This window comes from Blautia sp. MCC269 (assembly GCF_018785655.1).
GTDB lineage: Bacteria > Bacillota > Clostridia > Lachnospirales > Lachnospiraceae > Blautia_A.
Window position 1 is genome coordinate 1 of sequence record NZ_WQQE01000001.1, and the last position, 13,108, is coordinate 13,108.

General features: G+C 46.1%; 12 protein-coding genes and 2 tRNA genes. 2 read left to right on the plus strand and 12 right to left on the minus strand.

The window, feature by feature from the left end:
• Positions 1-186: 186 nt before the first annotated feature.
• From GPK88_RS00005 to tsaE, 8 genes are all read right to left on the minus strand, one after another.
• Positions 187-275, minus strand: a tRNA-Ser gene (locus tag GPK88_RS00005).
• Between the two features lie 139 nt (positions 276-414).
• Positions 415-500, minus strand: a tRNA-Ser gene (locus tag GPK88_RS00010).
• Between the two features lie 166 nt (positions 501-666).
• Entirely contained in the window at positions 667-1,371 is a 705-nt protein-coding gene (ispD, locus tag GPK88_RS00015) for a 2-C-methyl-D-erythritol 4-phosphate cytidylyltransferase (protein WP_118062666.1), read from the minus strand.
• A 21-nt stretch (positions 1,372-1,392) separates the two neighbouring features.
• On the minus strand, positions 1,393-2,412 hold the full coding sequence (tsaD, locus tag GPK88_RS00020; RefSeq protein ID WP_118062667.1) for a tRNA (adenosine(37)-N6)-threonylcarbamoyltransferase complex transferase subunit TsaD: 1,020 nt from the start codon (positions 2,410-2,412) through the stop codon (positions 1,393-1,395).
• 5 nt (positions 2,413-2,417) lie between these two features.
• Positions 2,418-3,329 carry a ribonuclease Z gene (locus GPK88_RS00025; RefSeq protein WP_118062668.1) on the minus strand — a complete coding sequence of 304 codons (912 nt, stop codon included), beginning with the start codon at positions 3,327-3,329 and terminating at the stop codon, positions 2,418-2,420.
• The gene (gene rimI / locus GPK88_RS00030) at positions 3,323-3,769 is read right to left on the minus strand and encodes a ribosomal protein S18-alanine N-acetyltransferase (RefSeq protein ID WP_118062669.1); all 447 of its coding nucleotides are present in this window, start codon (positions 3,767-3,769) and stop codon (positions 3,323-3,325) included. The genes GPK88_RS00025 and rimI overlap by 7 nt, the downstream gene beginning before the upstream one ends.
• Positions 3,766-4,491, minus strand: a complete 726-nt coding sequence (gene tsaB / locus GPK88_RS00035; RefSeq protein ID WP_195567741.1) for a tRNA (adenosine(37)-N6)-threonylcarbamoyltransferase complex dimerization subunit type 1 TsaB — start codon at positions 4,489-4,491, stop codon at positions 3,766-3,768. The genes rimI and tsaB overlap by 4 nt, the downstream gene beginning before the upstream one ends.
• A complete protein-coding gene (gene tsaE / locus GPK88_RS00040; RefSeq protein WP_148448375.1) occupies positions 4,488-4,928 on the minus strand; it encodes a tRNA (adenosine(37)-N6)-threonylcarbamoyltransferase complex ATPase subunit type 1 TsaE in 441 nt (146 codons plus the stop codon). Before tsaE ends, tsaB begins: the two co-directional genes overlap by 4 nt.
• A gap of 93 nt (positions 4,929-5,021) precedes the next feature.
• Here tsaE and GPK88_RS00045 point away from each other — a divergent pair, with 93 nt between their 5' ends.
• Positions 5,022-5,540: a peptidylprolyl isomerase gene (locus GPK88_RS00045; RefSeq protein ID WP_148448377.1), complete on the plus strand. Its 519-nt coding sequence runs from the start codon at positions 5,022-5,024 to the stop codon at positions 5,538-5,540.
• A gap of 107 nt (positions 5,541-5,647) precedes the next feature.
• Here GPK88_RS00045 and GPK88_RS00050 read toward each other — a convergent pair whose 3' ends face one another.
• Positions 5,648-6,304, minus strand: coding sequence for a YigZ family protein (locus tag GPK88_RS00050; RefSeq protein ID WP_148448379.1), 657 nt, complete (start codon positions 6,302-6,304; stop codon positions 5,648-5,650).
• A gap of 177 nt (positions 6,305-6,481) precedes the next feature.
• Between GPK88_RS00050 and GPK88_RS00055 the strand changes: the two genes are divergently transcribed.
• Positions 6,482-9,160: a transglycosylase domain-containing protein gene (locus GPK88_RS00055; RefSeq protein ID WP_173772421.1), complete on the plus strand. Its 2,679-nt coding sequence runs from the start codon at positions 6,482-6,484 to the stop codon at positions 9,158-9,160.
• A gap of 78 nt (positions 9,161-9,238) precedes the next feature.
• Here the strand turns inward: GPK88_RS00055 and GPK88_RS00060 are convergent, their stop codons facing one another.
• The 3 genes from GPK88_RS00060 to uvrC all read right to left on the minus strand — a co-directional run bounded on the left by GPK88_RS00060 (position 9,239) and on the right by uvrC (position 13,093).
• A complete protein-coding gene (locus GPK88_RS00060; protein ID WP_173763107.1) occupies positions 9,239-10,174 on the minus strand; it encodes an ROK family glucokinase in 936 nt (311 codons plus the stop codon).
• A 13-nt stretch (positions 10,175-10,187) separates the two neighbouring features.
• Positions 10,188-11,135 carry an HPr(Ser) kinase/phosphatase gene (gene hprK / locus GPK88_RS00065; protein ID WP_173763108.1) on the minus strand — a complete coding sequence of 316 codons (948 nt, stop codon included), beginning with the start codon at positions 11,133-11,135 and terminating at the stop codon, positions 10,188-10,190.
• Positions 11,136-11,245: 110 nt separating this feature from the next.
• Positions 11,246-13,093 carry an excinuclease ABC subunit UvrC gene (gene uvrC / locus GPK88_RS00070; protein WP_173763109.1) on the minus strand — a complete coding sequence of 616 codons (1,848 nt, stop codon included), beginning with the start codon at positions 13,091-13,093 and terminating at the stop codon, positions 11,246-11,248.
• Between the last annotated feature and the right edge of the window lie 15 nt (positions 13,094-13,108).

Genomic DNA, 13,108 nt, shown 5'->3' on the forward strand with positions numbered 1-13,108 from the left:
TTGGTTTGTTAAAACCGTTCTTTAAAATGTAAAGAAATTTTCGAGAATCGTATGTGTTTCACTGTTTAGTTATCAAGGTTAGTTTTGTTCTTTCGAACAGCTTGTTTATTTTATCTCATTCAAAACCGTTTGTCAAGAACTTTTTTTAATTTTTTTCGAAGTTTTTAATTTCTCAAAAAATCAAAGCGGAGAAGGAGGGATTTGAACCCTCGCGCCGCGTTAACGACCTACTCCCTTTCCAGGGGAGCCCCTTCGGCCAGCTTGGGTACTTCTCCAAATTGCCCTACTTACTAAGTAGTTCTGATATTTATCTCTATCGCTCTCAGCGACAGGTGATATTATATCTCGTATCTTTTATGTTGTCAAGTACTTTTTTCAACTTTTTTCAAAAGTTTTTATTCTGTATTTGACTAGCGGAGAGAGTGGGATTCGAACCCACGCGCCCTTGCGGACAAACGGTTTTCAAGACCGCCTCGTTATGACCACTTCGATATCTCTCCATATGTTGTTTTTCAACATTTTTTGTGCTGTTTTGTCAGCGCATGTTGTATTCTATCATCAAATATCTTACCTGTCAATAACAAATTTGATATTTTTTTCAAAAAATTGGACATATAGCTTCAATTTCCGCTATATGCCCATATTTACAGGGATTTTTCCTCTGTTCTATTCTCTGTTTTCTCTCAAAAATGCCTCTGCAATGACAAGATCTTCCGGTGTTGTGATCTTGATATTACGATAGGAACCTTCCGAAAAGCGGATTTTCACCCCGGTCTCATGTTCTGCTACCATGGCATCATCTGTAATCCCGGTCATTTCTTTCTTAAGGATGCTGGTATATGCGTCGTAGATCAGCGGATACCGAAAGATCTGTGGAGTCTGAACGATCCATACACTGCTGCGATCCGGAGTTTCACTGACATTTCCCTCCACATCTGCAATCTTAACCGTGTCTTTGGAGGGCATACCCACAACACTGGCACCTGTCTGTGCTGCTGCCATAAGTCCTCTTTCAATGATCTCATGATCAATAAACGGTCTGGCACCATCATGGATCAGTACGTATTCCGTGTCTTTGCACGCACGAAGTCCTTCATAAACGGAATCGTACCGCTCTTTTCCGCCGGATACTACGGCAGAAACTTTTGTAAAACCGTATTTTTCCACGATTTCTTCTTTGCACCAGGAAACATACTCCTCCCCTGTCACCAGAATGATATTCCGGATCAGCGGACTTTCCTGAAAACATTGCAGAGAATAACAGAGCACCGGCATTCCGTTAAGCTCCATAAACTGCTTCTGTATTTTGCTGTGCATACGCTTTCCCTGACCTGCTGCCAGGACAATGGCTGTATTTCTGCACTCTTCCATAATCAATTACCCCGGATTCTTTTATCTTTCGCCAAGTTTCAGGTTCGGAACTGCATTCAGGTCCCAGCTATGGCGTGTTCCCTTGATATATTCATAATAGGCAGCCACTCCGATCATTGCCGCATTATCCGTACAGAAAATCGGTGACGGACGGTAAAATTTGTATCCACGGTCTGTGCATGCCTTTTCCATGGCAGTGCGGAGCGCTCCATTGGAGGCAACACCTCCTGCAATAGCAATTTTTTTCATGCCAAAATCAGCTGCTGCCTGCATGGTATGTTCTACCAGCACATCAACAACCGCTTTCTGGAAGGATGCCGCGATATCCGCACGGTTTACTTCCTCGCCTTTCATTTTTGCACCGTTTAAGTAATTGAGAACTGCGGACTTCACGCCACTGAAGCTGAAATCATACGGATTTTCACCAATTTTTGCACGTGGAAACTCAATAGCATCCGGATTTCCTTCTTTTGCAAGCTTGTCGATCTTTGGGCCTCCCGGATATCCAAGACCGATGGCACGGGCAACTTTGTCAAAAGCTTCCCCTGCTGCATCATCTCTGGTACGTCCCAGGATCTCAAACTGGCCATAGTCTTTCACAATGACAAGATGGGTGTGTCCACCGGATACAATGGCACAGAGAAATGGCGGTTCCAGATCCGGATGCTCAATATAATTGGCGGAAACATGTCCTTCTATATGATGCACGCCTACCAGGGGCAGATTTCTTGCATAGGCAATGGCCTTGGCTTCTGCCACGCCTACAAGAAGCGCACCCACAAGCCCTGGTCCGTAAGTTACACCGATAGCATCAATATCATCCAGGGTAACATTTGCCTCGTCCAGCGCTTCCTGGATGACCTGGTTGATTCTTTCTATATGATTTCTGGAGGCGATTTCCGGTACAACACCTCCATACAGTTTATGGATCTCGATCTGTGAGGAAATCACGTTTGATAAGACAGTCCTTCCGTTTTTTACAACGGAGGCTGCTGTTTCATCACAGGAGCTCTCAATACCAAGAATTAATGTATCTTTCATTTTTTTCAGTCCTCTTCAAAATTCAGTTCCACACTTTTACCGTCTTTTCCCGGCCATGCCTTCGGAAAGATCTCACGGACTGTATCCATGTAATCATCCGGGCGTACCAGAGACGGGCTGTAATGGGTCAGCCACATTTCCCCTACTCCCGCATCCCGGGCAAGGGTAGCCGCTTCACGAAACGTCATGTGTTTGTAGCCTTTTGCCTTTTCGATCTTGTCATCTTCGCCGTACATTCCCTCGCAGATAAAAAGATCGGAGTCTTTTGCATTGCGTAAAATGGACTCAGTTGGTCTGGTATCTGTGGTGTAGGTAAGCTTGATCCCTTTTCTCGGCGGGCCAAGTACCATATCCGGTGTGTAGACCCTTCCTTCATTCTCCACGGTCTGGCCCTTCTGCAGCGGATTCCAGAATTTCAGTGGAATCTCATGCTCTCTGGCGCTGTCCGGAGAAAATTTCCCCTGGCGAAGGATCTCAAGGGTATACCCGTAGCATGTAACATTATGGTTTACCCGGAATGCGGTGATCCGGTAACCATTCAGTTCCAGAACCTCCTCCGGTTTCGTGATCTCGATAAATTTAATTTCAAAAGGCAGTTCCGGTGCGATCACACGCAGTGCGTTTACCACACGTTCCAGTCCTCTTGGGCCCACCAGTGTCAGCGGTTCCGTACGATCCGCATTTCCCATGGTCAGAAGAAGTCCCGGAAGTCCGCTGATATGATCCCCGTGATAATGGGTAAAGCAGATCACATCAATGGGCTTGAAACTCCAGCCTTTTTCTTTAATGGCCACCTGGGTACCTTCCCCGCAGTCGATCATCAGGCTGCTGCCGTTGTAGCGGGTCATCAGCGCGGTAAGCCATCTGCGTGGCAGCGGCATCATTCCTCCGCAGCCAAGTAAACAAACATCTAACATATTTTTCCTCCTGTGCGTGTCATAAGAACAGCATCCTCTGTGGGATCTGTATAATACGCCTTACGCAGTCCGTCTCTCACAAACCCCTGCCGCTCATAAAGCCGGATCGCCGTCTCATTTCCCGCACGGACTTCCAGATGGATCATGGTGATCCCTCGTTCTTCGGCCAGACGGATCATGCTCTCCATAAGGAAATTTCCGATTCCCTCTCTCTGGCGGTCCCTGCGGACGGCAACATTGGTCACATCCCCCTCGTCCAGTACAGTAAGAAGACCGCAATACCCCAGGATCCGGCCTTTTTCTTCCACAACAAGAAACATTGCATTCTCTTTCATAAGAAATGTCAGAAATCCCTCTTTTGTCCATGGGACAGAAAAAAGTTCCTCTTCGATCTCCATAACCTGATCCAGGTCATCCACCAGCATTTCTCTTAAGATCATGCGTTTTCCCCTTCTGATTCTTTTTTCAGTTTCTGGGCACGCTCCCGCTCTGCCTGTGATACACGGAGATAGTCCGGTTTGTGCTCAGCTGCTGTCTCAGTTCTGCCTTCTTTATAATAAAGGACACCAAGTGCGCCTACTGCTCCGGCTCTCTGTCTGGAAAGATGGGCCGGTGCAAAAGAAAACGGTACCTCAAGCTTATCTGCAATAATATCTTTAAATACTGGGACACCGTCTCCCAGAAATGTTACGGTTTCTCCCATTTCATTCAGCATGGAAAGAAGTTCCTCGATTCCCACTGCCATCTGATCTTTTACAGTCACAAGTCTGTGGTCTTCATAACGGTAGATTCCCGTATAAACCTGTTTTCTTCTGGCGTCCATGATCGGGCAGATCAGCCCATTTACGTCATAAAGATTGTATGCCAGTGCTTCCACAGTGGGAATCCCAATCAGTGGTTTGTCAAGGGCAAGTCCCAGCCCCTTGGCTGTGGCAGAGCCGATACGGAGTCCGGTAAAAGATCCCGGGCCTTTGGCTACCGCAATGGCGTCAATGGTCTTAAGATCCAGCTCTGTCATCTTCACGATCTCATCCAGCATGGGAAGAAGGGTCTGTGAATGTGTTTTTTTATAATTAACCGTATATTCCGCTACCAGTGTATCATCCTCCACAACAGCTACAGATGCCACGATTCCGGAACTGTCCAGTGCCAAAACTCTCATTCTACCTCTTCCCCTCTCTCCTCAATGGTGATCTTTCTGTACTCAAAACCTTTCTCAAGGTCTTTCTCAATAGTAACTTCGATTCTTTTTTCCGGGAGGATCTCTTCAATAAGTTCTGCCCATTCTATAAGGCAGATTCCCTGTCCGAAAAAATAATCATCGTATCCGATCTCTTCCATTTCTTCCAGATCCCCGATACGATATACATCAAAATGATAAAATGGCAGACGTCCGTCTTCGTATTCCTGGATAATGGTAAACGTAGGGCTGTTTACAGGTTCTGTAATCCCAAGACCTGCTGCCACGCCCTGTGTAAACACGGTTTTTCCAACTCCCAGATCGCCTGTCAGTGTGTAGATCTGTCCCGGTTTCGCATTCATTCCGATCGTTCTTCCGACCTCGAATGTCTCCTCCGGATCATGCGTTTCTATGATCATATTTTCCACCTTTTTCTTGCACAATTATTCTTTGCATATTATAATAGAGCGAACAGCGAAATACAATACTTTTTGAAAAGGAGTGCGAAAACTATGGCAAATCCTATCGTTACCATCACAATGGATAATGGCGATGTAATGAAAGCGGAATTATATCCGGAAGTTGCCCCGAACACAGTAAATAACTTCATCAGCCTTGTAAAAAAAGGCTTTTATGACGGCCTGATCTTCCACCGTGTTATCAACGGTTTCATGATTCAGGGCGGATGCCCTGATGGAACCGGTATGGGCGGCCCAGGATACAGCATCAAGGGCGAGTTCTCCCAGAACCGTTTCAAAAATGACCTGAAACATACACCAGGTGTTCTCTCCATGGCAAGAGCCATGCATCCGAACTCTGCCGGAAGCCAGTTCTTCATCATGCATAAAGCTGCTCCGCATCTTGACGGAAGCTACGCTGCATTCGGCCAGATCATTGAGGGCATGGATGTTGTAAATGCTATCGCAGAGACAGACACAGACTACAGTGACCGTCCTCTTGACGAGCAGAAGATCAAATCCATGACTGTTGAAACCTTTGGTGTGGATTATCCGGAACCGGAGAAATGCTGATAGGCAGAATTTTCTAAAATAAAGAAATTATTTAAAAAGACATGAAAATGCCCCGTGAAAGGCAGACTGTAAATCAGTTATCTGCCGTTTCCGGGGTGTTTTTTGTTCTATTTCTCGAAGGTTTTCACCTCTCCGTTTACTTTTGCAAAATACAGCTCTGCATCTTTCTCAAGTCCGGCTCTTCCGTTGGTTCCCTCTGTGATGGCTTTTTTGACCTCTTCGATCTGGTCATCCGGCACAAGAAGCTTCAGAACAACCTTGTCGGTATACTCGGAATCCAGGATTGGCAGGCTTCTTTCTCCCGCGATATACTGGATCTTACCGATCCCTGTATAATCCGTTGTCACCTGAAGAGAAATCCCGTGATGTTTCTCAATTACAGTGCTGGCCGCAAGTCCGGCCTGGACTGCCCCTGAATATGCCCGCACAAGTCCGCCGGTTCCAAGAAGGACGCCGCCGAAATATCTGGTCACCACGATGGCCGCATTATAGATCCCGGCTCCCAGAAGCACATCCAGCATGGGCCTTCCTGCAGTTCCGGATGGTTCTCCGTCATCACTGCAGCGGGTGGCTTCCCGATTCATTCCTACCGAATATACATAGCAGTTATGACGGGCATCCCAGTATTTCTTTTTCATTTCTTCGATAAAAGCAAGAGCCTCTTCTTCGGTTTCCACAGGACGGACCGTTGCGATAAAACGGGATTTTTTTTCCACAAGTTCGCCCTCGCCGCCTTCGTATATGGTTTTATAATGTTCCAGCATGGTTTACGCCTCCGTTATCTATAACTGAAATCTGCCACCGGCAGAGTTTTCTTTATTGTATAATAATTATCTGCTTTGCACAATGTATAAGATATCACGAATTGTGAAATTTTTTTTAAGGGTTTATTTGGCATTCTATATTTGATATAATAGAACGGATTATAAAGGAGGAATATTATGAACTACGGAAAAAGATCCACTTCCAAGAAGCGGAATGCTCTGATCTCCCGTACTTCCATGCTGGAAAAAAGAGCACATGTTTCGTTTATCCGGGTTTTATTTACAGCTCTGATCGCAGTCTGCGTCATGGTTGTCTGCCTTGGTATCGGCTCCTTCCGGGGCGTGATCGCCGGAGCACCTGATGTCAACAATGTGGATATTTCACCTCTCGGATATGCAACCTTCCTGTATGATGACCAGGGAACACAGATCCGACAGCTTTCAGCCCCTACATCCAACCGTCTTCCGGTCTCCCTGGACCAGATCCCGGTCAGTCTGCAGCATGCAGTGGTAGCCATTGAGGATGAACGTTTTTATGAACATAACGGTATTGATGTCCGCGGTATTGCGCGTGCCGGAATGAAGGCAATTACCACCGGTAATTTTTCCGAGGGTGCCAGTACCATCACACAGCAGCTTCTGAAGAACAACGTTTTCACAGACTGGACCAATGAGTCCACACAGCTGGAACGTTTCACCCGTAAGTTTCAGGAACAGTACCTGGCTGTACAGGTTGAAAAGAAATACGATAAATCTGTAATTCTTGAAAATTACCTGAACACCATCAACCTTGGAGCAGGTTCCTACGGCGTACAGGCAGCTTCCAAGAAATATTTCAATAAAGATGTATGGGATCTGAATCTTTCTGAATGTGCAACCCTTGCAGGTATCACTCAGAACCCAACCAAATTCAATCCGATCACCAACCCGAAAGCCAACGCCAAAAGACGGAAAGAAGTTCTGGACCACATGCTGGATCAGAATTATATTTCCCAGGACGAATATAACAATGCCCTGAATGATGATGTTTACTCCCGTATTCAGGCTGCACAGCTTGAAAACACAGAAGAAGAAAGCACCGTCTACACCTATTTTGAGGACGAGGTCACCAACCAGGTAATCAGCGACCTTATGAATATCAAAGGTTACACAAAAACACAGGCTACTAATCTTCTTTACAGTGGCGGCCTGAAAATCATGACAACACTGGATTCCAACATTCAGCAGATTCTTGATGAAGAATATGCAAATCCGGATAACTATCCGGCTGATGTACAGTATGAACTGGATTACGCACTGACCGTTCAGGATGCAGATGGAAACCAGAAAAATTACAGCAAGGAAATGCTTCAGCTTTATTTCCGTGATCAGGATCCGGAATTTGACCTTCTCTTCGATTCTCCGGAAGAGGGCCAGCAGTATGTAGACCAGTACAAAGCCAGCATTCTTTCTGACGGAAGCACCGTTATTTCCGAGCGTGTAAACTTTGCACCTCAGCCGCAGTCTTCCATGACTGTTATTGACCAGCATACCGGTTATGTAAAAGCCCTGATCGGAGGCCGTGGTGAAAAAACAGCCAGCCTGACTCTGAATCGTGCCACGGATACAACCAGACAGCCTGGTTCTACCTTTAAAATTGTATCCACTTACGCTCCGGCTCTGAATGAAAAAGGTGATACACTGGCTACTACATTTATGGATGAGCCATATGAATATCCGGACGGTTCTCCGGTTAACAACGCCACACGAAGCTACGGCGGCGAGACCACCATCCGTAAGGCAATCCAGAATTCCATCAACGTTGTGGCAGTCAAATGTCTGGAACAGGTTACCCCGGCTCTTGGTCTTAAATATCTGGATGATTTCGGATTTACTACTCTGGCCCATGGAACTGAGGCAGATAAAGATGCCAACGGAAATGTATGGAGTGACGCTAACCTGGCAACTGCCCTCGGAGGTATTACCAAGGGTGTCAAAAATGTAGAACTCTGTGCCGCATACGCAGCAATTGCAAACAACGGCAATTATATCAAACCGATTTATTATACACAGATCCTTGATCATGATGGAAATGTTCTGATCGAGAATACTTCCGTTTCCAGATCTGTAATCAAAGACAGCACTGCCTACCTGCTTACAAGCGCCATGGAAGACGTTGTCAAAAAAGGTACCGGTACTGCCTGCCAGCTTGACAATATGACTGTTGCAGGAAAAACAGGTACAACTGAGGATTACAATGACCTGTGGTTCGTAGGCTATACCCCGTATTACACCTGTGCAGTATGGTCCGGTTATGACAACAACGAAAAAATCCCGGAAGATGCACGTAACTTCCATAAAAATCTCTGGAAAAAAGTAATGACACGTATCCATGAAGGCCTGGAAGATAAAGATTTTGAAATGCCTTCCAGCGTGGAAAAAGCAAGTGTCTGCTCTGAAACCGGACTTCTTCCACGTGCAGGCTGCCCGACTATCACCGAATATTTTGATATTTCCAGTCTTCCGACTGAATACTGCGATGAACATTTTTATGGAAGCAGCTATGATTACGACGAAGACTATTATTACGAAAACACGGATTCCGATACCGACGCAATTCCAAGCGCATCTCCGGACAGTACGGATAGCACGAACGCCGATTCCAACGGTGATAATACCGACAGTTCTGATAACACCGGCGGCGACAACGGTGACGGCGATAACACCGGCGGAGATGACACCTCCGGGGATAATTCAGGTGATAATACAGGAAATGACACCGGAGATACTTCCGGCGGAGACGATGGCGGAGACACTTCCGGCGGAGACGATGGCGGAGACACTTCCGGCGAAGATCCTGTAGAATATTACAATTGATGATTTTATTTTAGGAATAAAAAAAGTGGGTTCCCGAAACAGGGAATCCACTTTTTTATATCTCTTCTGAACTTAAAATCAGAGAACCATCTTGGCTGCACCGTAAATTCCGGCATCATTGCCAAGTGTTGCAATCACGATCGGAGTATCTTTACAGGATGAAAATGTATACTCTCTGTAGTACTTCTGAATGCAGTCAATCAGCGGCTGTCCTGCCTTGGAAACGCCTCCGCCGATTACGATTGTCTCAGGATCCGTCACACAGGAAATGATCGCAAGAGCGCCACCAAGCTGCTCTCCAACTTTTTTCATGGTCGCAACTGCAACTGGATCATTCTCCTTGAACGCATCCAGAACTGCTTTTGCGGAAATATTCTCCACATCTCTGAGTACACTCTTCTCTGCAGAAACTGCAAGCTCTTTTTTTGCCATACGGACAATTCCGGTTGCAGAGGCAAACTGCTCCAGACAGCCCTTATTTCCGCAGTTGCAGGATTCTGTCTCGTGATGATCCACATTGGCATGTCCAATCTCACCACCTGCACCGTGATGTCCTGTCACGATCTTACCGTCAACAATGATTCCACCGCCAACACCAGTTCCCAGTGTAACCATGATCACATCGGAGGAACCTGCTGCCGCACCTTTCCACGCTTCTCCAAGAGCAGCTACATTTGCATCATTGCCAGCTTTCGCAGGAAGTCCTGTCAGTTCTTCCATTTCTCCTGCAACATCCTTATAGCCCCAGTAAAGGTTTACTGCACGGTCCACCTCGCCTTTGGAGTTTACCGGTCCCGGAACACCGATTCCAACGCCTTCTACATCATCTTTGGAAATGCCTTTTTCTTCGATCTTGGCATTTACGGCTGCTGCCACATCCGGAAGGATCTGATCTCCGTTATTCTCCTTACGTGTCGGAATCTCCCATTTCTCAACAAGAGTGCCATCTGTGCGGAAAAGTCCGCATTTTACAGTAGTTCCACCTACATCAATTCCAAAACAATATGTTCCCATTTCTTATCCTCCCTTACTCTTCGTCGTCTGTATTCTCTCTCTTCTTGGCAAGGTTCGCCTGAACACGTTTGTACAGTGCCTCTGCTGCATTGTATCCCATCTTCTTCTGTCTGTGGTTGACAGCTGCTGCCTCAACGATAATCGCCAGGTTACGTCCCGGACGGATCGGAAGGGAATGGCATACAACCTTGTTTCCAAGATACTCTGTATACTCTTCATGAAGTCCCAGACGGTCATATTCCTTATCTCTGTCCCACTCCTCAAGCTTGATAACAAGGTCGATCGACTGGGTATCCTTAACACTCTCTACACCGAACAGTGTTTTTACATCGATGATACCGATACCACGAAGCTCAATAAAATGACGTGTGATATCCGGCGCAGATCCTACCAGCGTTACATCGCTGACCTTACGGATCTCAACAACATCATCACTGACAAGACGGTGGCCACGTTTAATCAGCTCCAGAGCAGCCTCGCTCTTACCGATTCCACTCTCACCAGTGATCAGAATTCCCTCGCCGTAAACATCCACCAGTACACCATGAATAGAAATGCACGGTGCAAGCTGTACACCCAGCCAGCGTATAATCTCAGCCATAAAGCTGGAAGTTGTTCTTTCTGTCACGAATGTCGGAACATTATATTTAACAGCCAGATCAATCATGTCCTGAGACGGACGGGTCATGGTACTGAAAATAACACAGGGAATCTTACTGGAGATAAAACGCTCATATTTAAAACGTCTCTCTTCCTCATTGAGCTGCATCAGATACGTATACTCTACATATCCGATAATCTGTACCCGCTCATTTGCAAAATGCTCCAGATATCCGGTAAGCTGAAGCGCAGGTCTGTTGATCTCCGCAGTCTTGATCACGATGCCTGACAGGTCGATTTCCGGAGTCAGATTGTTAAGCTCCAGTTCCTGTACCATCTTTGTCAACTGTACACCCTTCATACTTTTGTCTCCTTTTCGCTGAAAGTTTGCATTCTCACTGCCGTTTTGCCGTGGCGTGAGACACCTTATCTTTAATTATACACAATCACAGTTGAAACTGCAATGCAGCATCAGGATTTATGGAAAAATTCATAAACCTGGCGGGCACTTCCCGCATTCATGCTCTCTGTCTGTGCCAGTTCTTCTTCTGAAGCGTCACGGATGTTTTCCACAGATTTGAATTTCCTGAGAAGCGCTTTCCTCCTGGTATCTCCGATTCCGGGGATATCATCCAGAATGGAATGTACCTGTTCCTTGCTTCTTAAAGAACGGTGGTACTCAATGGCAAAACGGTGCGCTTCATCCTGAATTCTGGTAATGAGCCGGAATCCCTCACTGGAAGTATCAATGGGAATTTCCACATTGTCAAAATACAGGCCTCTGGTTCTGTGGTGATCATCTTTCACCATACCACAGACCGGAATACTTATCCCCAGATTATTCAGCACTTTCAGTGCAATATTCACCTGGCCTCTTCCTCCATCCATCAGGATCAGATCCGGCAGCCTTGCAAAACTGTCAAATTCGCCGTTGCTTTCATGGGTAAATCTTCGGGTGAGCACTTCCTCCATGCTGGCATAATCATTTGGCCCCTGCACCCATTTGATCTTGAATTTACGATAATCACTGCGCTTCGGACGGCCTTTTTCATAGACAACCATAGAACCTACGGATTCAAAACCACTGATGTTGGAAATATCGTATGCCTCCATACGTACCACATTTTCAAGTCCCAGCCAGTCTTCCACCTCATGAACTGCACCGATGGTACGGCCTTCTTCTCTTTTAATCCGTTCTCTGTCCTTGGAGAGAACCATACGGGCATTTTCAAGGGCAAGTTCTACCAGTTTTTCCTTGGTTCCTTTTTTGGGAACACGGATATGCACTTTCTGCTTCCGCCTTGTTGTCAGCCACTCTTCGATAATATCCGCATCCTCGATTTCGCTCTGAAGCATAATCTCAGAGGGAATAAACGGAGTACCTGCATAAAACTGTTTCAGGAAACTGGAAAGAACCTGGGCCTTTGTATCGCCTTTTGCCACCCGGAGATAAAAATGATCTCTGCCAATCAGCTTGCCATCCCGGATAAAAAATACCTGCACAACAGCATCCTGATCACGGAGGTCTTCACTCTCATCCATGGCTACCGCAATGATATCCCTGTCTTCCTGTCCGTAGCCTGTGATCTTCTGGCGTTCCCCGATCTTCTCAATACTATGGATCAGATCCCGGTATTCCATGGCATCCTCATAGCGCATTTCCTCCGAAGCTTTCTGCATTTTGACCATCAGCTCATCAATAGTATCCTGAAAATCTCCATTCAGAAATTTGATCACTTTATTGATGTTTTTCCTGTATTCTTCCTGACTGATATATCCCTGGCAGGGTGCTTTGCACTGCTTCATATGATAATACAGACAGGGCCGGTCCTTCCCTGTATCTCTCGGAAGACTGCGATTACAGGAACGTACCTGATACAGTTTCCGCACCAGTTCAATCACGTCTTTCACTGCCCCGCCACTTGTATAAGGTCCGAAATATCTGGCCTTATCTTTTTTCATTCTTCTGGCAAAAAGTACTCTTGGATATGGTTCGTTGACAGTCACCTTGATAAACGGATAACTTTTGTCATCCTTGAGCATGGTGTTATATTTAGGACGGTGTTCCTTGATCAGATTGCACTCCAGAACAAGTGCCTCCAGTTCAGAGTCCGTAATAATGTACTCAAATCTGGTAATGTGTGTAACCATCCGCTCAATTTTGGCTCCTTTATTACGGCTGCTCTGAAAATACTGGCGCACACGGTTCTTCAGGCTGATGGCTTTTCCTACATAGATGATCTCATCTTTCTCGCCATGCATGATATAAACTCCCGGTTTTGCCGGAAGTTTCTTTAATTCTTCCTCAATTATGAACATACTTTATTCTCCTGT

Coding starts and splice junctions, on each gene's coding strand:
- GPK88_RS00055 (WP_173772421.1), top strand. CDS start 6,482: ATGAACTACGGAAAAAGATCCACTTCCAAGAAGCGGAATGCTCTGATC.
- GPK88_RS00045 (WP_148448377.1), top strand. CDS start 5,022: ATGGCAAATCCTATCGTTACCATCACAATGGATAATGGCGATGTAATG.
- GPK88_RS00050 (WP_148448379.1), bottom strand. CDS start 6,304: ATGCTGGAACATTATAAAACCATATACGAAGGCGGCGAGGGCGAACTT.
- tsaE (WP_148448375.1), bottom strand. CDS start 4,928: ATGATCATAGAAACGCATGATCCGGAGGAGACATTCGAGGTCGGAAGA.
- GPK88_RS00060 (WP_173763107.1), bottom strand. CDS start 10,174: ATGGGAACATATTGTTTTGGAATTGATGTAGGTGGAACTACTGTAAAA.
- hprK (WP_173763108.1), bottom strand. CDS start 11,135: ATGAAGGGTGTACAGTTGACAAAGATGGTACAGGAACTGGAGCTTAAC.
- GPK88_RS00025 (WP_118062668.1), bottom strand. CDS start 3,329: ATGTTAGATGTTTGTTTACTTGGCTGCGGAGGAATGATGCCGCTGCCA.
- tsaD (WP_118062667.1), bottom strand. CDS start 2,412: ATGAAAGATACATTAATTCTTGGTATTGAGAGCTCCTGTGATGAAACA.
- ispD (WP_118062666.1), bottom strand. CDS start 1,371: ATGGAAGAGTGCAGAAATACAGCCATTGTCCTGGCAGCAGGTCAGGGA.
- rimI (WP_118062669.1), bottom strand. CDS start 3,769: ATGATCTTAAGAGAAATGCTGGTGGATGACCTGGATCAGGTTATGGAG.
- tsaB (WP_195567741.1), bottom strand. CDS start 4,491: ATGAGAGTTTTGGCACTGGACAGTTCCGGAATCGTGGCATCTGTAGCT.
- uvrC (WP_173763109.1), bottom strand. CDS start 13,093: ATGTTCATAATTGAGGAAGAATTAAAGAAACTTCCGGCAAAACCGGGA.